The sequence below is a fragment of the Lysinibacillus sp. FJAT-14222 genome (assembly GCF_001278875.1).
Taxonomy (GTDB): Bacteria; Bacillota; Bacilli; order Bacillales_A; family Planococcaceae; genus Lysinibacillus; species Lysinibacillus agricola.
The window spans coordinates 1-21,538 of sequence record NZ_LIYL01000031.1; the positions used below are offsets into that span (position 1 = coordinate 1).

Sequence of the window (21,538 nt, forward strand, 5' to 3'; positions counted from 1 at the left end):
AAAGAGAATCCCACAGAAAAGCTGATAGGTCAGTTTTTCTGTGGGATTTTGTATATGTTGATGAATAATCTAGGTTTAGATATCAAATTTAATTAACAGCATAATTTTGATTACATTTGAGTTTACCTATAACTTTCAGCTTCAATTTGATTAATTTTTATACTAGTGGCATATGTATGATTAACTACTTATAATAAACAACATGGAAGTTCATTGTAATTTATTCTGAAGAACAATACTAAATAACCAGTCGTCAAATAAATTTCGACAACTGGTTAGGTGTATACTTTTTCGACTGTAATATATCAGCAATTTGCACTTCTACCTGTAGAAAGGATACTAAACATTAGTTTTTACAGAAGCAAGATCTCATCTTCTTTTGCAAATTCATTTTCTTTAAAAACTTTTTTACTTTTTGCTGGTCGGCTGTATAAATAATCAGCACTAGGGATTTAATGGCTCGACTACATGCAACATAAAATAATCTGTTTGTTTTATGAAAGATTATTACGTTCTTTCATGGGAGTTTAAGTATATTTCTTCACAAGGTGATTACATGCCATGCGTAAAGAGCAATACTTTGTTCAATTCGCATTTTACTACCTCAGGATACTGATATGTACGCTGTAATTGATTAGCTGTTAGATTCTTAAGTAAATATATCCAGCGTTCATGTAGACAATCTTTTTTTTTCAAACAGTACGACTTTATTTCAAAGACACAACGATCTTACGAGGGCACTGAAAAAGTCGATTTGCCACAAAAAATGTGATGCAAATCGACTTTTTTGAGTTTCTAAATCCAACAAAAGACAGATTTATAATATAAAAAATGAATTTCTTTAGTTTTTCAGTGCCCTTCGATCTTACTACCCACTTTTTATTTATCCTACACTCTCATCTGCTAGTACTACTATTTTTTATTACCAAATTAGCTGTTTCACTCGGATGGTTAAGAGGAAAATGATGACCATATGGAACAAAATCAACCTTACCAAGATGCGAAGGAGCAGAATAGCCTCTGTCATAATCCCCCCAAATAATGCGAAGATTATACTTTGTTACTTCATTGAAATCACCTTGAACGTTTTTCAATAGTAAACTGTTAAGCTGAACCGTAGTATTTAAAATTCTAGGAGAAGTAAAACTGTTACTTATTTTTTCAATATAATGTTCAGGGATGCTCTCCGTACTTTCAAATATACCATTACTTAATAAATAACGCTCTATCAAATTAGTAGTTGCCAATTTCAATGTCCATTTGTTCATAAATTGAGGAACATTTATCGATTTAGCATTTTTTTTAGCAACAGGTGGCTGAAGTAAAGTAATTGTATACTTCTTATCTATGTACTTTTGTACTAATGCTTCCAAAAGAATATACGCACCAAATGAATGGCCAATTAGATGGGCACCATTAGTAGCTTTCTCCAATAACTTTTTCACTACATTCAAATAGATATTTAAAAGGTTTTTCTCTCGTTTAAAAGGAGAACGTCCCAAACCTGGAAGGTCCATGATCCATACAGGTCGACCCGTTTTTTCATGAAGCTCTTTTCCTAAAGGAAATAAATCCTCTCCATCACTTAATAAACCATGTAATAAAATAAACGGTTTACCCTCTCCTTGTGATTGGTAAAGGGTAGTATTATTACATAATGTTCGTTTAAATAAATGACTGTGCTGGCCATTTTGATACATCATGCGATAATCCAGATCAGCTATTACGGCTGGGAAAAATTTCATTACATTTGTCTCCTTAAACCAATCTTCTCCCATAATCTTTTTCGCTGAACCATTTGAGAATGTTCGATTTGTAATAAAGTTCAGCCCATCAGCAGGAATTTGGGTTATTTTGCTTACGCCACTATTCATAAGTGCTTTCATAAATGGCAATGGGGCAGAAATTTTAGGTGCAGTCATATTCATACTTTCTGACATAGCATCTAATAATTCTGAAATATTCTGATCATGTTGTTTATCTTCAACAAGTGTATATGTTTGTATAGTTGGTTGCTCCAATCTGAAAACCTGCACAATAAACTTTGCTAGTTCATCGTTTGCAATAAGTGGTAATCTATATTTCTTACCTCCAGGAATCACTGGCATGAGCCCTTTTCGCATACTCATCACAAGCAAGCCTAAGCCTCCTGTTTGCTCCGTACTCCCTGTTTTACTACTACCAACTACAGTTGGTGGATTAATTACTGAAAGCGGATAACCTACTGTTGATGCCTGCTGACGGATATAAAGATCTGCTAAAAACTTTGTTCTCTCATATGGATTTTTTATTTTCAAAAAATTGTTTCCTTCTTTAAACACATCTATCGCAATCTTGCTATTTTTATCATCAAAGGGACTCATATAGCCTACAACATGAATAAATTGTTGCAATCCCTTCAATTGATGAATATTTTTAGCGAATTCACTAATATGTTGGGCACCATTCAAAAATACGGAAGCTGCCTCTTTGCTTGTCGCTTGAATATCCATGGGGCCTCCTGCGTGAATAATCACATCCGTTTTCAATACCCACTCCTTATCTTCAGCACTTAGACCTAAGTCTATTTTCGTCAAATCACCTTCAATAAAGTGCATAAATGCCTCTTTTAAGATGCCTCTTTCTTGATAAATGCGTGTTGCTTTACTTTTCGATCTCACTAATAGAAGAATTGTAACATGCTCTTTGGCTAATTCCTTCACTAATTGCTTTCCAATAAAACCTGTTCCACCAGTTAAAAATACTGTTCTCATATAAATCCTCCTTTTAGTACTATTCAGTACTAATTTGATGTAAAAAAAATGCTTCTTTTATCGAAGCAAGTTAAAAAAATGATCTGCTGTTTTCATGATTACAGTTGCATCCTTCAGTGTTTCTGAAATAAATAGCGCTCCTTCAAGATTTGTAATAAAAAGAGATGCAACCTCGTCAATATTAATTGTCTTTCTAAATTCACCATTCTCTACCCCTTGTTTAAGTAATATAGAAACTTTCGTTTGTAATCCTGCAAAAAAAAGACCTATTTTTTCTTTTACTTTTGTGGCATTTGTAGGGCTTTGAATATAAAGCGTAATAAATGGACAGCTCCCCTTATATTCTCTCGTCTGAACTCCTTGTGATAATTGCTTTAAAAACAGTTGGATACGATCTTCAACTAATAATTGGTTTTGAGATAGTAATCCATCAATTGCAGATTGATACATTTCAATCCAATAATCAACGACCCCTTCCAACAATTCTTCCTTATTAGAGAAGTGATAATACACATTAGACTTTGAAACTTTGCTTACACGAACTAATTCATCCATGCTTGTATAAGCAAACCCTTTTTCTAAAAATAATGTTGCAGCTACTTCAATCACACGTTTTTGATTCATTAATTTTCCCTTTGTCATAATTAGTACTGTACAGTACTATAATAGGTGTTGCAAGTATTTTTGTTAGTTTAATAAAAAAATTGATCAAAAAAGCTATACTTTAATTGATTTTACTGCTAAAAATTAATCTCATTTTGAACAAAGTTGAACTGAACCCCAAAACTGTTTTGGATGGCTTGCAATTTTTCACTTGTGTTTTAACGCTAGGTTCATATATTTTTGAAAAGAAAACAAATTCGCCTTGGGAAAATAATATATAAATTTTCTTCATACAATTCTACTTCCATTACACCCATCTCATACTTAGCAATAATGCTTCATCGGAAATGCCCTCGGTATTTATTATTCTATTAAAATTCACTGAAAGAGGACTTAATAAGAAGAAGAAAGATGATTGAACATTGGCCTAGGTATTCAGGGGGTATCATGGGAAGAAGCCCAGATTATTTGAACACAGTTTTAATGAGCTTTGTCTCTTCAGTATCCTTTTTAAATAATAAGGACAAATGTTTTCCAAACAATCTACAAGCATTTTACGAATTGGCTAGGGAAAATGACCTGTCGTTTACACATACCTTTATTTCCCCACAAGTGAATCGTTCTTATATCTACATTGAAAATACGGATGAGCCAATCTCCGCAAAAGTTATTGATAAAAATGAAGAAGGAATCATCATTAAAGGTGCACGTCTTCTTGCTACGCAAGGTGGTTTAACAGATGAAGTATTTGTATTTAGCGTAGGTAAATTTCTATTTAATGAAGATGAAGCTTTTGCTTTTTCGATCCCTTCTAACACAAAAGGATTAAAGTTTATTTGTAGGGAAACATTCATCGGCGGACAATCTTCTTTTAATCATCCATTAAGCTCGCGGTTCGAAGAAATGGATTCTATCGTCGTCTTTGACAATGTATTAGTACCTTGGAATAGGGTATTTTATTACAGCAATGCAGAAGTAGCAGGAGAATTCCCAATTCAAAGCTCTTTCCATCCCTTTACTAAGCACCAAGTATTGACTAGACAAATTGTAAAAACAGAGTTCATCTTAGGTATTGCTGAGCTTCTTATAGAAACTTGCATCTTTTAGAACTTTTAGATGGTGGGACAATGCTGGACGGGATAAATTAGTCTTTTTTGTAAGTTCACCCACACGTATACCCTTTTCAGATTCACTTTCACCTTCGATTAAAGCAATAATGATGGATTGGCGAGTTTCATCCCCGATTGCAGCAAGCGCTTTGCTACATTCTCTAAATTCTTCAGCTAATTTTTTTAGCTGTTTTTGTTTATCCATAAACCCACCTTCCTGTTCGTGACAAATTGTATAATATTTTTTTAATGGTTCAATCCCGTAAACCATACTAACATGGAATTGGCTTAGAAACAGTATTGGGAAAGAAAATCGAGACCATTGAACCTAAATAAATGGAGGAGATAAATAATTTCTTGACCATCATAAGGATTCACTAAAATAAGTAAACAATATACAAGATTCCTAAACAATCTGGCCCGATTGTTGAACACAAGTTAAACAACGCTATTGAACTAACCTGCCCCGTTAGTTGAAGAGCAACAATAATTTAAGCGAAGTAGGTGTCCTGCCTTAGGACATATTCACAAAGCCTGAAGACAAGCAGAATTCATGTGTTGTAATAGAAAGATGATACTAACACGCAGAAATAATGGGTTTAGACCTCTTAAGCCCCCCTTTGAAATAGGGGGTTGCCTTTGTATGTAGCCCGAATTTATGCTTAAAAATATAATTGGCTATAATAATAGCCAACATATTACCAAGGATATTTAATTAAGAAAAAAACAGCCATACTAGATGTAACATAACACCTAATCCGGCTATCTTATTATTTCAATTTATTAGAAATTTATATTCTACAATTATATTTCAACCACTTATAGCTTTGAAAAAAAGTTTGATCAAAAACAGCTCGCAAACCAACATTTCCTGCAATTAAAAAAGCATCCATTTAGAAAAAAGATTGATTAAAATGGATGCCTTCCAGCAGATTTTAATTGAATTTTTATAAAAAAGTTTGATCATTTTATACCTGCGTATCTTCCGCAATCGCGCCCGATTGTTGAATAATGAAATATGAGAAAAAGCTTTATAAATGAATCCTCAGTTATTGACGTTTGATAATTCTCTTTCAACTATCCTTCGTTCGTAAAAAAACGTTTAAATAGGCTAAATTCTCCTGTAAAAAAGTTTGATGTTTTTCGATACCTCTTCTTTTACACCAACCAATTGCATTAAACGCATCGGTAAAGCTATAAAACGGTAAAACTTCTTGTAAATCAATAAGTGGACGAATGGACTCATAGCCTTTGTGATACGCATCCCTTGTTCCAGGATATTTCATGAAAATCTCACGATTAATTTTTGTAAAGTCCATTTCGGTTGCGCCAATTCGGACACTTTCAAAATCAATGATGCCGGCTACATGATTTTCATGAACTAAAATATTACCTGGTCGAAAATCCATATGTATAAAACTAGGTCCGTCTGGAGATGGAAGTAATTTCAGTTGACGTTCAAAATGCTTCAATGATTGTTCGTATAAACGAGGATCAATCACTTCTTTTACATCTTCTGCAAAGGAATAAAATTGTCGCTTAATAAACTCAGACCATTGACCATATACATTGGAAACGGAACTTTTGAAATCCTGCTCATTTGGAATGATTGCATGCAGCCTTGCGTGGTGTACTCCGATATCATAAGCTAAAGCTGTATCCACCTTCTCTGTAATCGGCACACCGTAGATTTCGGATAATAATAAAGCACCAGTAACATCCTCATTACCTTCCCAATAGTCTAACATTTTTGGTACAGGTAGCTCATTGCGTAATCGTTTAAGTACAGTATACTCACGTTCAAGTTTTACTTTTGAATAAGGAATTTTTATATATACCGTACGATGATCAATTAGCTTAATTTTATATACAGTAGAACTAAAAGACTCAGGAACGTTCTCGACTGCTAACACATTCAACTTAAATTTATCTATTACTTGTTGCAACATATCCATTCGAAAAAAAACCCATTTCTGTACCGTTTATCTTCTTCACAATCTCTAACAAAATCCGGCTATCTTATTATTTCAATTTATATTCTACAATTATATTTCAACCTCTGTTTCAGACAAATTCAATGCTTTTCCGCCCACCTTTACCTCAATAATTTCTTTCCCTTGAGTGGTTAAGGCTATAACTATTTCTGAAGGTTTTTTCATAGAGTAACCTTGCTCAACAGATATATTAATAACATGTTCAGGTTTGATTTTACCATATTTATATAGATAACATGAAAGGGCACCATTGGATGTACCAGTTGCAGATTCTTCTGGAATTCCATATAAAGGTGCCAAATTTCTACAGTGAGCATTTGAACCCTTTAGTGATTCAAGGGTAAAAATATGATAACCAATGGTATTATATTTACTGCTGATATTTGTTACTTTTTCAAAATCTGGCTTTATAGAATTTAATATATCTAAGTTTCTAATCGGTACAAGTATATCCCTAAGGCCAGTAGATACAATTTGCACTGGTAGATCCCCTAACATTTCATCTATAGTAATATTTAAGGAATCTGCAATTTCCTCCTTGTCTATTATTTCATAATAGCTTGGAGCATTTTGATCCATCATAATTGATAGGTCTTCCATTACTTCTACATTTAAAATTCCAGCCTTTGTTTCTTGAGAATATTTTCCTGGTTTAATATATCCTTGGCTTGAAAGTGTATAGAACGCTGCTATCGTTGCATGGCCACAAAGATCAACCTCTTCATTAGGTGTAAAGAATCTAACCTTGAAGTCAGCAAGGTCTGACTTCATGACAAAAGCAGTCTCACTAAAACCGATGATACCTGCTATTTTTTTCATGTCCTCATCTGATAGATAATCAGCGCTAAGTACCACTCCAGCAGGGTTCCCTCCCTCAATGGATTTTGCAAATGAATTTAATGTATAAACTTTTAACTTCATAATATGATCCCTCCAAATTGTATATCGATTTTATATTTGCACGATTGTCCCAACATTCATTTCTTCTGCTTTTGATACAATATATTTTGAAACTGCAAGATCCTGCAATGCTATGCCAGTACTATCAAAAATCGTAATTTCTTCATCACTTGTACGTCCTTTCGCATTTCCAAGTATGAATTGTCCGATTTCAGTCAAATTGTTTTTGCCTAATATACCAGCCCTTATAGCACTTTGTGTTTCTCCGACTGTCGATGCTTGTGTAATATCATCTACATATACAGAAGCTACCTCAAAGATCTTTTCATCTATTTCCTGTTTTCCAGTCATGTCTGCCCCCACACAGCTGAAATGTATGCCTGGCTTAATCCACTCCTTAAAAATCAGTGGTTTTCGCGAAGGCGTTATCGTAATTACTGCATCGGTTTCTTCCAAAGCTTTCACTGGAGTTTCTACAGCTACAAACTGAACTGACTCAATTCTTTGTTTCCAGCTCTTATTATAAGTATCGTTGATATCATTTATGATTTTATCTAGTTCCGTCTTTATTGAATACTGGAATTTTGATGCATTTTCATATTTTACGGGGTCATATATATATACCTTGTTGATTGTCTGAACTTGAGATAGAGTGGCTGCTATTTGAAAAATCGCCTGAACTCCTGTACCTACAATCATTAGTGTTTTTGAATCTTGTTTTGACAGGTGTTTCACGCCTATTGAACCTGCTGCTCCAGTACGCATTCCTGTCAAATAACTTGCGTTGATCATTGCCTTAGGAAACCCATTCTTCAAATCAAATAACATAGTCAGCCCAGTTATAGCTGGAAGCCCTTGATTTTTATTATCACCAAACCATGAAACGAGTTTTAATCCAAACACATCTTCTTCATTAAGCATCCCTGATTTAATATCCATTTCTGCCCTACCCTCAAAAATCACCTCAGATACCATGGGGAATAGTCTCACCTGATTGTTGGCTTTAAGCGCATAGGCTTTTTCTACACATGCTACTGTATTCTTGATATCAAGAATGTTCTTAACATCATTATCACTTAGAATTCTTATTGGTACCATAGTTATCATTCTCCTTTAAAACTTTAATATCTGTTAATGTAATTGTATTTGAACAACAAAAAAAAGTCTCCAACCATTCTTGGTTGTTATTTAACCAACCAAATGATATTGTAAAAGTACTATGATTTTGGAGGAATTTTATGTTGGATATCAACTGGAGACCTGATAGAAATAGTCCTTATCGATTGAATATACAGATTGTTAACTTCATAAAAGATAAAATAGCAACTGGAGAATGGCCAGTTGGTTTCAAATTGCCAAGTCAGCGGACACTTTCTGAAATTTTCTGTGTAAACAGAAGTACCGTAGTATCTGCCCTTGAAGAGCTGGCAGCTGAAGGCCTTATTAGCGGTAATGCTGGTGGAGGTACAAAAGTAATAAACAATACATGGACATTAATGTCCATTAATCATTCACATAATTGGCTTCCCTATATATCTTCGGGATTACATCAAACAAATCAAAATATAATGCAGCAGATCAATCAGGCTGAATTCCAACCTGATATCATCCGAATGGGGTCCTGCGAACCTTCCCCTGAATTAATACCTAACAAAATGATTCAGGGCGTACTAAAAAAACTGTCTAAGTCTATGGCATCGCTGGGTTATGAAGAACCAAAAGGAAACATCCATCTAAGAAGAGAGGTATGCACATACCTTAAAACAATAGGAATAGAAGCTGATCCATCCTCTGTTTTGATTACCTCTGGTGTTTTGCAGGCACTGCAGCTTATTTCCCTTGGCCTTTTGCACACGAACTCAGTAGTATATGTTGAAAAGCCATCCTACCTATATTCTCTTAGAACCTTTCAATCGTTCGGAATGCAGCCTTCGGGAATTAAGCTGGATGAAGAAGGTATAGAAATAAAAGAATTGGTTGATCGACATAGGCGGAGAAAAGGAGCAATGCTTTTTACAATACCTACTTTTCAAAATCCTACCGGGAGTGTCATGTCACTAGAAAGAAGAAAAACGCTTGTTGATGCGTGTGATAGGGAACGTTTGCCTATTATCGAGGATGATGTATATAGGGAGCTTTGGTTTGATGAACAACCTCCACAGCCAATAAAGGCATTTGATAACAATGGACTTGTATTATATATTGGTGGAATATCGAAGAATTTAAGTCCTGGTCTCAGGATTGGATGGATTGTTGGATCAGAAAAAGTCATTGAAAGATTGGCAGATATAAAAATGCAAACTGATTATGGAACCAGCTCACTCTCCCAGAATGTAACCACAGAACTATTCTCTAGTGGTCTTTATTATCAGCATAACGATATAATGAGGAAAAATGTTAAGATCCGAAGAGATGTTGCTCTTGAAGCATTAAAGAAATATTTTACCGGCATCGGTACATGGAATATCCCTAGGGGTGGATATTTCATCTGGCTTAAGTTAAATGAAGGTATATCCATGTACCAGCTTTTTACTAAAGCCTTAAGTCGGAAAATACTTGTTCACCCTGGAGATTTGTATGAGTTTCACTCTGATCAATATTTAAGAATTTCTTATTCTTATGCATCCTTAAATGAAATTGACTATGGAATTAAAACTCTTTCAGAATTGGTAGCAGAACAAATTTTTTAAGTTTCATATAGAGATTTAAATATGGCAGATAATTATAAAAATGAGTATTGAATAACCACTGTATGAGATTCGAAAGCATCATCAACTCCTCTAGTTCCTGAAGTTTTGAATCATTAATCTATCTAATTTTCTAAAAAACCAATTGTCTTATAACTCAAATAACCTATGCGCAGAACCCGAACTTTAACACAAATATCCATAGTTCTGCGTTTTTGTTCGGCCCCCTAAAGCAAACTTCCCCCAAAATAATTAGTCTGAGGGAACACATAACACACTTCAATTTTTACTCAAAAACCTCCTAAGCCTTTAATATGAGACTATTTCTTCTCTATCAATACTATGTACTCCACATGGGCTGTCAGAATAAATATATAAAAGACCTCTATCATTAATTGTACGTTTCACCGTAGTTACTCCTAAACAAATTTAATTAAAAATAATATATCATGTAAAAATCCTAAGAAGTCAATAATTATCCTATCTTTTTAGTCACACGACTATTAATAGTATGACAATTTTTTAATTCATGTGCCAAGTAATAAATACTGCATAAATGTTATGTTAAAATTTGTTCCCATTGATGGTGATTGGCTTTTCCAAATTTAAAGGTTCAATCATATCTATGATGATGATTTTCCGAGATAATAAATGATAAAACAACGTTACAGCACTTCCAAAAGGTAAATGCGTGTCTCTATCAAATTCATTTGTGATTTTACGGATGCTTTCATTAGTGCCTAATAGTCTTTGCATTAAAGAAATCGATAAATCTTCAATATACTGTACATTAATTTCACGAAACACATCATAATCTCGAATGTCATAATAATCGTGGATATAACTGATGTTTCTTGCCATTGTTTTAGGTATTTCTTCTTCTGTTACAATGCCCCAAACAATTTCTTTTCGATGCCAATACTCACGTTCAATCTCAAAAGGATATTGCCCCTTCATCCCCACTTAATTCCGCTTCTGGCATCCTATAAAGCTTCTTTAAGAACATATCAAATTTATCCATCTGAACCTGTTTTCCTAAATAAAAATCGTAAAGCATTAGATTCGCGGGGTTTGCATGTCATTTTTAAAGATATGTTGAAAAAAGCAGGCCTCCCACCTACCCGCTTCACGCTACATCACATACGGCATACTTTTGCAACATTGATGTTACAGCAAAATAAAGAAAACGTTGATTTACGAACACTTCAATAAACTCTATCAACTTTATCTTTTACGTGATCACTTTGAATCCACCAGTCAACATAAAAGCGATCAGACGGAATACCAGAATTGAGATTATCTTCCATTTATCCATAATAGTTCTCAATATAAGTAGAGCAAACTCCCCCAAGCTTTTTAATATTTAAATTGGCATTCACTGTTTCTAATGGATCATACGTCCAAGTAACTAAATCATAACCAATTTTTAAAGCTTCTTTACACTGAGCAAGTTTTAATTGTTCACCAATTCCACTGATGCGATATTCTGGATGAACCCCAAGTAAATAGGAACATAAATAAGTATTGATTCCATTAAAGCCAGCAAAGCTATATTGAAATCCAATAATTTTATCGTCTAAAAATGCTCCAATTATCATTCCACCATTATCTACCGATGTAACTGCATGGGCAACGGGAACCGGATCATCTGATTCCCAAATGATTTTTTCTAATTCACTTACCTCAAAAAACTCCTTCACATCATGGATAGGGCGGATTGTAAATGAAAGGTTTTCGAACTGACCCATATACTAGTTTTCCTTTCTCTTTTCAATTTATATTTTTGCAGCATTTAATAAACATACTGTTAAAATTTTTGTACCGTAATTGAGTGCATCAATTTGAAAAGACATTTGTGGATGATGTAAGCCTGGCTCTAAACCACACCCTAATCCAATCATCGTTGCAGCAATATGCGGATGCTTCATTGTATAGAAGTGGAAATCCTCTCCTCCACGTGTAATACAAGGTTCTACGAGATGTTCAGGTCCACATATATCCGCAATGGATTTTTTGCTATTTCAATCATCTTCTCATTGAGTGCAGCTGCGGGTACAAACCCTTGAAATTCATAATTAATTTGAGTATTCGTTAAATTCCCTACTGATTCAAGAACTTTCGCTGTTTTCTCTTGCAACTCAGCCATACCTTCATTTGATTGAGCATGTAAATCTAACGTAAATGAAGCTTTTCCTGGAATAGTATTTGCACTTTCCCCTGAATGAAGCTGTGTCATTTTAACAGAAAAAGAACAACATACTTGAAGTCTAATCCCTTGCAACACTTGGATTAATAAAGACGCAGCCTCAATCACATTACTTCCATTCTCTGGACGTGCTGCATGCGCCTGCAAGCCATAAATAACACCAACCGTAGTTACAGAGGCACCATGGACAATAGCTGGAGCAGCTTTTCCATAAGGAACTTCGACAGTTGGACGTAAATGGATGCCAAATAACATCTCAATATCATTCAAAATCCCAGCTTCTATAAACCGCTTAGCACCTTCTCCAGTTTCCTCGGCTGGTTGAAAAATGAATCGAATCGTTTTTTCTGGACGAATCCCAGCTTGTTTTAATGCTAACGCTGTATGTAACACCATTGTGCTGTGAGCATCATGTCCGCAAGAATGGTTTGCACGAACAACATGATCAACTTCTTGAACAAGAGCGTCCATATCTGCCCTTAGTCCAACAACATTACTTGTTTTACCTTCAATTTCTGCAATGAATCCGTAATGTCCTGAAAAAGTTTGTACAGTAAATCCAGCCGCTTGAAGCTTTGCAATCAAATAAGCTGAAGTTTCCTTTTCTCCCCAACTAGGTTCTGCAAGAGCGTGTAAGTCACGATATGTCTGGATAATATCTCCTTGATTGTCACTAATAAAATCGATTGGGTTTAAATTCCTCATTATTAGCTCCTTAATTAATCAATAATATACATTTATTTAAGTAGATGAATGTCTAAATTAACTTTTTCTTCTAATGCTTTCAGAATATACTGTTAGCTCTTGTAAAATATCTTCATTTACATCAATGCCTAATCCAGGTCGTTCATTAAGCTTAATAATCGGAATGTCGTATTGTAAATTACCAACATCTTTTTCAAATTTTAATGGTCCTGTTAGTTCGGCACTTGTTATGATCTTCTTTGAAAATGCAACATGAAATCCTGCTGCAGATCCAATTGATGACTCTACCATTGATCCAATTTGACATTCGATTCCTGCCATTTCTGCCATATGAGCTAATTTTACTGCAGGATATATACCACCACATTTCATTAATTTGATATTCACTTTATCAGCTGCTCGCTTCGAAATGATTTGGCGCATCTCTACACTACTATGCAGACCTTCATCTATCATCATTGGTATAGTCGATTTGCTTTTAATTTCAACCATTCCATCGCTATCAATTGCTGTTACAGGTTGCTCAATCCAATCGATAGAGAGACCTGCTAATTTATCAAGGATTTGTAGGGCTGTCGCACTATTTTTCCAACCTTGATTCACATCAACTCGAATGGCAATGTCTTCCGCAACTCGCTCACGAACTGCTTTGATTTTTTTAACATCTTCTAATGGCTCTGTACCAACTTTTAACTTTAAAGAACGATATCCAGCTTCTACACATTGTGCAGCCTCATCCGCCATATTTTCTGGTGTATCAATACTTAAAACATGGGTAATTGGCATACTTTCACGATAACGACCACCAATTAACATATACACTGGTAAACCTGCACTTTTTCCTGCCACATCATAACAAGCAATATCAATTGCAGCTTTTGCGGTTGAAACACCAAAAATTGTCTCGTCCATAAGGTCGTGAATCTACTCAATATTAAGGGGATTCTCATCAATAATAATGGGCGCTAACGTATGAGCTAGAATATTATACGTACTTTCTAATGTTTCCCCAGTTACATAACTATCAGGTACTGCCTCACCATAACCAACAAATCCATTATCAGTTGTAATTTTAACAATGATAGATTGAATACTATTATATCCGCCATAACTAACTACAAACGGATTATTCAGCTGCAATTCAATTGCAAATAAATCTACTTGTTTAACCTTCATCGTTCTATTCTCATCCTTTTAATTCGTTATTTATAACTTTTTTCATTTGAATCAATTTCATAATTACTTATTCTAGTTATAAAAACGAGAGATTCGTATATTGAATTAATTCATTGTTCGTCACTATAGTGTAATACTCTCGTTGATTGGAGCGTAAGGCGGCGACTCCTGCGGGAACAGCGCGAGCTGAAAGCCGCGCTGTTCCCGCAGTGACGAGGAGATTGAAGCCGTGCCCACGGAAAGCTTTCGCCTGGAGCGGAAATCAACCTTGTTCGGATTTTAATGTTGATTGTTCAATTATGAAATTGACTTATTGTCAGTACGATTGCAGTCGCTTTTGGAACTTTAGCAATCACTTCTTGCTTCGCTGAATGAAGAAAAAATGAATTATCTTGCTAAATCACCACCATCTTCAGCTAATGAAACTGGCACTTCTTTTTTTCGTGTAAATTTAAAGTGATAGAAGATATAGCAAAGTGCTATAAAACCAAATCCAATAAATAACGAAATACGTTGCGTAGGATCAAATGCTGTCATGACTACTAAAACCAAACACAAAGTTATACATACAATTGGAATTAACGGAAAAAGTGGGACGCGATATTTTAAATCTTCAACTTTACCGCCACTAGCGACATATTGCCTTCGGAATCTGAATTGCGAATAAGCAATCACCATCCAAGTGACAATTCCACCGACACCACTAATCGCTAATAATAATACGAATAATGTTTCTTCAGCCATAACACTTGTCAATAGAGATACGTAAGCAAAGATTAATGTAAAAGTAAGAGCATTTATTGGTACTCCACGCTTGTTCACTTTTCCAAACATCAGTGGAGCTTGACCACTCTGTGATAAAGAGAACAAAATTCTTGCACAAGCAAACATACCCGTGTTACCTACTGAAAGAATTGCTGTTAAAATAACAAAGTTCATAATATCAGCTGCATATGGAATACCTACCATATCAAACACTGTGACGAACGGACTCTCAAGAATTCCCGCTTCTTTCCAAGGAACAATTGCAGATAATACAAAGTTTGCAAGTACATAGAAAACTAAAATACGTATAATGATTGTGCGAATCGCTACTGGGATATTTCTCTCCGGGTTTTCGGTTTCTCCAGCTGCTACTCCAACAATTTCCGACCCCATGAAAGCGTATACAACTGTCATCATTGAAACAAATATCCCGATAAATCCAGTAGGCATTAAACCAGAACTTGTAAAGTTTGAGAAGAATGGAGCTTCTTGACCTTGAATTGGTACAATACCAAAAATAGCGGCTCCACCGATTATAATAAATGCGATTACTGCAAGTACTTTAATCGCTGTAAACCAATACTCCATTTCAGCAAATGCCCTAGTTGTTAATGCGTTAATTCCGAACAATAATGTCGAGAAGACAAGACACCAAATCCATATTGGAACATCTGGGAACCATCTAGCCATCAATAGTCCAGCTGCTACGAACTCCAAACCTAAATATATCGCCCAGCTGAGCCAATATATCCAACCAATCATAAATCCAGTGGCCGGTCCAATAAATTTTTCCGCATGGGCTTGGAACGAACCAGACACTGGCATAATTACTGACAACTCACCAAGGCAAACCATAACAAGATACATAATAAGTCCACCAAATAAGTAAGCTGCAATAGCTCCAAATGGACCGGCTTCTCCAATAGCATAACCTGAACCTAGGAAGAAACCAGTACCCATAACTCCGCCGACGGAGATCATAAATAAGTGTCTACTTTTCATCGAGCGTTGTAATTCTTTCGGCCGGCTATCAAACTCATTTTCCATAATATTCACCCTTTTCAGTCAATTTAACTCATAGCACTACAATGAAAACGGACGGAAGATGCGTTTTGCATCTCCTGTCTATCAAATTTAATATACTACTGTTAGATTTGGTGAAACATATTCCATTGAATCACTTTTCGCCGGTTTAAAAATTTCATATGCAACATCTCTTTGATATCTGCTTTGCTTTTTAGCTTCCGTAAAGAGAGTGCGAACATTTTTACGGCAAAGCTTTTCAATATCATCAATTACTGCTTGTGGATTTGGTTCTACTAATCCAAAAATAACAGCATCGTAAGATCTAATTGCACCAAGGTTTGCTACGAAATCAATTACAATATCAATAGCTTTCTCCTTGATGATTTCGTCTCCTTCAGCAGAAATCGGGATGTTTGCTGCTTCAACAACTAGGCTTGCTTTTACTTGATTAGCATTAGATTTATTAATAACATCTTCTAGCGCACATGGAATTAAAATATCACAATCTACATCAAGCCATTCTGAGTTTGGACGTACTACATAGTCATTTTCAAAATAATTTTGATCCATTTCACCGAACTCGTTCTTATGATCAATTAACTTTTGAACATCTAATCCATCTTCGCTAGCGACAAATAGATTCGCATCAGAAATTCCTACAACTTTATACCCTAGTTGAGAAAGTTTTAACGCACAACTTGCACCAACGCAGCCGAATCCTTGAATAATAACTCTTGCACCTTCTCCACCATCTTTATATTTCCAAGCTTCGTCAGCAGAGAATGCAACGCCATAACCTGTTACTACATCATTCATATACAATCCATCGATTTTTTGAAGTAATAAATCATCATAATCTTTTATCCCTTTTAAAACAGCTGGATCACTTTTCATAGATTGGGTAAGAGGAATTTCAATCCCAAATTCACGGAAGATTTTCAGTACATCATTATATTTCGTACCAAGGTCACTTCCTAAAGAAACTCCGTTGTCAATATACGGTAGCATAGCAATTATATATCTCCTTAATACTTCAAAAGCATCTGGAGCTTTATAATCATAGGCAATACCACCTTTACAACCTCCAGTAGTTTCTGATTCACTTGCTACATATTTATACGCCATCGCTTCTGCAAGACGCTCAACTTCCTCTCTTGTAACGGATGGGTGCATTCTTGTACCGCCACCTGTGTAACCCTTTACAAAGTTGTGTACAACCATCCATCCTTTTGCATCTGTTTCCGTGTCGTTCCATTCAACAATTAAATATGGTTTTGTAGACATATATACTCCTCCTAAGTCGAAATATAGAATAGATTCTGCATTTTAACAAAGTTAATTTCCACAATAAATAGAGCTTCGGAACTTTCAAAATCACGCTTTGGCGGACGATTTCCAACGTCCAAGATGTCCTATTGTCGATAACCCCGGCGTAGCTTTTGTATCGACAATACAAATAAACTCACTAGTTTTTATTTTTTACAATTCCATAGAGTTATTTCTGGTGTATATTTAACTACTTTCTATCGATGAATCAAAGGGAATCATAAATAGAAAATTCGTTGGTTTGATTATTTCTCCCCTCCAATTTGCTAATATTGTCTTTGTATCACTCAAACCAATGGAGTGGTTGTGGGATTAAATTCATATTAATTTGTTTTGTTTCTTGGTACTCATCCAGTCCATATGTGTAAATACTACGACCTATTTCACTTTGTTTATAGCCGCCCCATGGTGCCTGAATGTTTGTGAGGTGATAAGCATTCATCCATGTAATTCCTGAACGAACTTTCTGAATGACACGTAATACTTTATTACTGTTGCTAGAGAAGACCGCACCAGCTAAACCATAATCATTGTCGTTTGCAAGACGAATAGAGTTTATATCGCTGCGTAATTTGGGATCCCCCTTGATTATCTCATTACTTTTGGTCACATAGTGTTCAATTCTTTGCAAAGGAGACAGCCATTTATAGAAAACGATCTCTTTATGCCCATCATTTTGTTTGCTTATTTGTGCGGACGGAAAGTGCGGATATATTCATTGGAATCTTTATAATTAAGAATTCCAACTGCCTCAACATCAACAACAACCATGTAAGATTTTTTGCTAGCTAAAGCATTCGCTAATCCCTTTTCAAACTCTTCCACAGAAGTTACTTTTTCCGCTTCATACCCCATAGATTTTGCCATCATAACAAAGTCTGGGTTTTTCAAATCAACAGCAGTTTTTCTGCCATAAGCAGCCTCTTGATAATACTTCAAAATACCGTAACCTCCATCATCAAATAACAGAACAATTATTGGCGCATCTTCATGTACAGCTGTAATCATCTCACCAGCATTTACCATAAACCCGCCATCGCCAGCTACAAGTACTACTGGTTTGTCTGGTTGACCTACTTTAGCACCGATCGCCATTGGTAAACCTTGACCAATTCCTCCGCCTGTCATGTAGAGGTAATTTCTTGGTTCATGTACATCAACTAATTTATTCGCCCAAGTATAGCCAGGAATTGTAACATCTGTTACTAAAATTGTGTCATGTGGCAATTGCTCGTTCAAAATTTCGGCAATTTCACCGTAAGGCTTGATTGTGCTTCGTAGTTCTTCACGAACTCCTTCACGAACTTCTTTAATCTCTTCTATATAAATTAGATCTGGAGTGATTTCTACATCCGCTAAACCTTTATTAATTGCGGCTAATACAACTTTTGCATCACCAATTAAAAAATCTTGTGTATCAAAGTTACGGTTGAATGCTTCTGGATTCAAGTCAATATTAATATGATTTTCCGGAACAGGTGTAGACCAACCATTTGTTTCAGTGCCACGGAAACGAACGCCAACACTAATAAGTAAGTCTGCTTTGCTTACATGCTCCTCAACACGTGGGAACCATGCAAAGTTTCCAATACATAGTGGGTGATCTTCAGGAATAGCACCTTTACCTGACTCACTTGTAATGACACCTGCTTGAATTTTATTCACTAGCGTTACTAATTCTTCTGATGCACCCGCGTGAATAATTCCATCTCCCACCCAAATCACTGGGCGTTTTGCTGCAGCGATTTTTCCAATGATTCCTTCCGGTAATGTAACTTGTACTTCTAGATCTTTAACATTTTCTACATTAACTAGATTATTTTCTGGAATGATCATTGCCTGAAAATTCGTGGGAATTTGGACAGTGACTGGCCCAGTCGGAACAGTTACTGCATCTTTAATTGCTTTTCTCATGAATGGTTTAATTAGTTTTGGACGTTTCAATAAAAAAGCAGATTTATTCACACCTTCCATCATTTTCAATTGATCTTTACATTCATGGATATAACGTTGATCCGTTCCAATATAGTTTGAATCCGCTTCGCCTGTAATGTGAAGAAGAGGTGTACCAGAGTTCCAAGTTTCTGTTAGTGAACCAGCACCATTTCCAGCTCCAGCACCCGTGCTTGTTAATACAACTCCTAGTTTTCCAGTTGCGCGCGAATAAGCATCTGCCATATTGACAGCTCCGCTTTCACCACGCGATGTCGCCATACGGATTTTCCCGTCTCTGAGTATCGCATCATAAATCGGCATATTATGAATACTCACAATCCCAAATATAACTTCAACGCCAGCGTCAACTAATTCTTCTACAATTGCATCGGCTACAGTGTATTCTTGGTAGTTTTTGCTTTTCTCTACAGCTACTTTCTCTAATAGTTTCTTCATTGTGTTCCTCCCAGTAATACATATTTTTTTATTATTGATATGGCAAGTTGCAAGTTAATTGCGAATGTCAATTTTAATTAGCCTTTAACTTGTTGATATTTTTCTAAACTACCATCTGTTACTTTATTAAAATTCTTCTCTGTATTAACGCCAACTACATATGTGACAACAAAGTTTATCATCATTATTAATAGCCCCGTATCAAAGTCTTTGATCATACTTGGAAGATTTGGATATAACGTCGCCAATGTAGTATCGGTTACTGTCGAATAAATAACTAGAATGACTCCAACAATCATCCCTGCGAAAGCACCTATTTTGGTAATCGGATTCTTTTTCAGAAGACTAAAGAAAAGTGCTGGGAACAGCTGGACAATAATGCTGTAGACCATAATGTAAATTAAACCAATCAACTTCGATTCATTCAAAGCGAAAAATATAGCAATGACGACTAAGATTGGTACCAATAGACGACTTAATCTTCCAAGTTGCTGGTCGGTTGTTTTAGGTCTCCACACTTTAAAAATGTTTTTCGATAAAAGTGTAGCGGATGACAGTAATACAATTGAGCTTGGAACAAGTGCCGCCAGTGCTCCTGCCCCTCCAACTAATCCGACAAACCAAGGTGGAAATGCACCCTGTGCAAGCTTAAATATAGACATGTCTGCGTCGTTTAAACCCGGCACTTGTAAAACCGCAGCAAACCCAATAAAAACAGAAAATACGATAATAAGTTGATATATAGGCATACTTGCAGCATTCCAACGAAGGGCCTTCGCGCTTTTGGAAGAGAAAACACCCGTTTGCATATGTGGAAAAAGATAAAATGCTAACGCTATCATAATCGACGTTGTAACAAACCATGTAATACTCAATCCTTCAGCCGGAAACAAGAGCATTTCTGGATGTGCGCTCTCAATCGCTTGGAACATCGGTTTGAATCCACCATAGTAGTGGAATGGAAAATAAACGCCCATAAATATGATAACTCCAAGAATTAAAATATCTTTGAATATCGCTGTCCAGGCAGATCCGTGCATCCCTGAAATTGTTACATATACGGTGACTAATAAACCACTAAGCACAACAGCAAGTCCTGATGAAATCGACCCATACGATGATGCCGAAACAATAATTCCTAAACCAACAAATTGCATTACTAAATAGGATACAGATGCAATCACACCAATAATCGCAACAACAACTCCAAGACCTACACTCTTATATTTTTTCTCATAAAAATCTGCTTGCGACATAACATTATGTTTCTTTGCATACTTCCAAATCGGTGGTAACATCCAATATGCAACAATAAAATAGAAACAGTTAAATGCATATACTGCAGGCATCCCAACACCATAAGCCATCCCACTTGCGCCTAGGAAAGTGAATGTGGTAAACATTTCTCCCGCTAAGATAAAGAATATAGTTAATGAGCCAAAGCTTCGTCCCCCAACAGCCCATTGCTCCATATTCATTTCTTTACCTTTCCTTGCGCTAACACCTAAATAACAAGCGAATATCAAAATTGCAAATGTAATAAAAAGTGATATATTCAAATGTCCTCTTCTCCTTCATGGTTAGCAGGATCTAAAATGTTAACGATGTATAAGAAAAATGAAGTTAAGATGACCCACAATAACAGCCAAAACAAAACGAAAGGCAAGCCAAGAACGTACGGTTCTATCTTATTTATTACAGTCAAACTCCCAATAGCAGGAATTAAACTGAAAAAGTATAACCATATTCTTCTTTTCATTCTCCTTTCCTCCTTATTCCAATTTTCGACGAAAGATTTTGGCTCATTACCATATTTCCATCTTCTCCAGTGTGAACGCTTACAAAAACCTTTAGTTCTCATTGGTTTGATTATTTCTATCTCTCCAATTAGCTAATA

Annotated in this window: 15 protein-coding genes and 4 pseudogenes; 3 read left to right on the top strand and 16 right to left on the bottom strand. The window is 35.6% G+C overall.

The window, feature by feature from the left end:
* Nucleotides 1-896: 896 nt before the first annotated feature.
* Together AN161_RS14200 and AN161_RS14205 are read right to left on the bottom strand one after the other, a co-directional pair.
* Entirely contained in the window at nt 897-2,753 is a 1,857-nt protein-coding gene (locus tag AN161_RS14200) for an alpha/beta fold hydrolase (RefSeq protein ID WP_053595021.1), read from the bottom strand.
* 57 nt (nt 2,754-2,810) lie between these two features.
* A complete protein-coding gene (locus tag AN161_RS14205; RefSeq protein ID WP_053595022.1) occupies nt 2,811-3,377 on the bottom strand; it encodes a TetR/AcrR family transcriptional regulator in 567 nt (188 codons plus the stop codon).
* 363 nt (nt 3,378-3,740) lie between these two features.
* On the opposite strand from AN161_RS14205, the pseudogene AN161_RS14210 reads away from it, so the two are divergent.
* Nucleotides 3,741-4,451, top strand: a pseudogene (locus AN161_RS14210) (4-hydroxyphenylacetate 3-hydroxylase N-terminal domain-containing protein); the annotation flags it as partial.
* Here the strand turns inward: AN161_RS14210 and AN161_RS14215 are convergent.
* The 4 genes from AN161_RS14215 to AN161_RS14230 all read right to left on the bottom strand — a co-directional run bounded on the left by AN161_RS14215 (nt 4,422) and on the right by AN161_RS14230 (nt 8,457).
* Nucleotides 4,422-4,736, bottom strand: a complete 315-nt coding sequence (locus AN161_RS14215; RefSeq protein ID WP_347230949.1) for an ArsR family transcriptional regulator — start codon at nt 4,734-4,736, stop codon at nt 4,422-4,424. The pseudogene AN161_RS14210 and the gene AN161_RS14215 sit on opposite strands and share 30 nt — an antisense overlap.
* An 802-nt stretch (nt 4,737-5,538) precedes the next feature.
* Complete coding sequence (locus AN161_RS14220) at nt 5,539-6,420, bottom strand: aminoglycoside phosphotransferase family protein (protein WP_053595024.1); 882 nt, start codon at nt 6,418-6,420, stop codon at nt 5,539-5,541.
* 90 nt (nt 6,421-6,510) lie between these two features.
* Nucleotides 6,511-7,380, bottom strand: coding sequence for a PhzF family phenazine biosynthesis protein (locus AN161_RS14225; RefSeq protein ID WP_053595025.1), 870 nt, complete (start codon nt 7,378-7,380; stop codon nt 6,511-6,513).
* A 30-nt stretch (nt 7,381-7,410) separates the two neighbouring features.
* Complete coding sequence (locus AN161_RS14230) at nt 7,411-8,457, bottom strand: ornithine cyclodeaminase family protein (RefSeq protein ID WP_053595026.1); 1,047 nt, start codon at nt 8,455-8,457, stop codon at nt 7,411-7,413.
* 140 nt (nt 8,458-8,597) lie between these two features.
* Between AN161_RS14230 and AN161_RS14235 the strand changes: the two genes are divergently transcribed.
* Complete coding sequence (locus tag AN161_RS14235; protein WP_053595027.1) at nt 8,598-10,049, top strand: PLP-dependent aminotransferase family protein; 1,452 nt, start codon at nt 8,598-8,600, stop codon at nt 10,047-10,049.
* A 561-nt stretch (nt 10,050-10,610) separates the two neighbouring features.
* Here AN161_RS14235 and AN161_RS14240 read toward each other — a convergent pair.
* Nucleotides 10,611-10,985, bottom strand: a pseudogene (locus AN161_RS14240) (TnsA endonuclease C-terminal domain-containing protein); the annotation flags it as partial.
* On the opposite strand from AN161_RS14240, the gene AN161_RS27585 reads away from it, so the two are divergent.
* Nucleotides 10,959-11,258, top strand: a complete 300-nt coding sequence (locus AN161_RS27585) for a tyrosine-type recombinase/integrase (protein WP_075807255.1) — start codon at nt 10,959-10,961, stop codon at nt 11,256-11,258. The pseudogene AN161_RS14240 and the gene AN161_RS27585 overlap by 27 nt on opposite strands.
* Before the next feature lie 95 nt (nt 11,259-11,353).
* On the opposite strand, the gene AN161_RS14245 is transcribed toward AN161_RS27585, so the two are convergent.
* The 9 genes and pseudogenes from AN161_RS14245 to AN161_RS14285 all read right to left on the bottom strand — a co-directional run bounded on the left by AN161_RS14245 (nt 11,354) and on the right by AN161_RS14285 (nt 21,502).
* Nucleotides 11,354-11,794 carry a GNAT family N-acetyltransferase gene (locus tag AN161_RS14245; protein ID WP_053595028.1) on the bottom strand — a complete coding sequence of 147 codons (441 nt, stop codon included), beginning with the start codon at nt 11,792-11,794 and terminating at the stop codon, nt 11,354-11,356.
* Nucleotides 11,795-11,821: 27 nt separating this feature from the next.
* A pseudogene (locus tag AN161_RS14250) lies at nt 11,822-12,957 on the bottom strand (amidohydrolase).
* Nucleotides 12,958-13,014: 57 nt separating this feature from the next.
* A pseudogene (locus AN161_RS14255) lies at nt 13,015-14,133 on the bottom strand (dipeptide epimerase).
* A gap of 387 nt (nt 14,134-14,520) precedes the next feature.
* Nucleotides 14,521-15,945, bottom strand: a complete 1,425-nt coding sequence (locus AN161_RS14260; RefSeq protein ID WP_053595029.1) for an amino acid permease — start codon at nt 15,943-15,945, stop codon at nt 14,521-14,523.
* An 87-nt stretch (nt 15,946-16,032) separates the two neighbouring features.
* On the bottom strand, nt 16,033-17,208 hold the full coding sequence (locus tag AN161_RS14265; protein ID WP_053595030.1) for a Glu/Leu/Phe/Val dehydrogenase dimerization domain-containing protein: 1,176 nt from the start codon (nt 17,206-17,208) through the stop codon (nt 16,033-16,035).
* Nucleotides 17,209-17,533: 325 nt separating this feature from the next.
* Nucleotides 17,534-17,860 (bottom strand): aldehyde dehydrogenase family protein, encoded by a 327-nt coding sequence (locus tag AN161_RS14270; RefSeq protein ID WP_241774565.1) that lies wholly within the window; start codon nt 17,858-17,860, stop codon nt 17,534-17,536.
* A gap of 74 nt (nt 17,861-17,934) precedes the next feature.
* Nucleotides 17,935-19,641, bottom strand: coding sequence for a thiamine pyrophosphate-binding protein (locus tag AN161_RS14275; protein ID WP_053595032.1), 1,707 nt, complete (start codon nt 19,639-19,641; stop codon nt 17,935-17,937).
* Between the two features lie 77 nt (nt 19,642-19,718).
* Nucleotides 19,719-21,200, bottom strand: a complete 1,482-nt coding sequence (locus AN161_RS14280; RefSeq protein WP_053595033.1) for a sodium:solute symporter family protein — start codon at nt 21,198-21,200, stop codon at nt 19,719-19,721.
* On the bottom strand, nt 21,197-21,502 hold the full coding sequence (locus tag AN161_RS14285; protein ID WP_347230950.1) for a DUF3311 domain-containing protein: 306 nt from the start codon (nt 21,500-21,502) through the stop codon (nt 21,197-21,199). Before AN161_RS14285 ends, AN161_RS14280 begins: the two co-directional genes overlap by 4 nt.
* Nucleotides 21,503-21,538 lie beyond the last annotated feature (36 nt).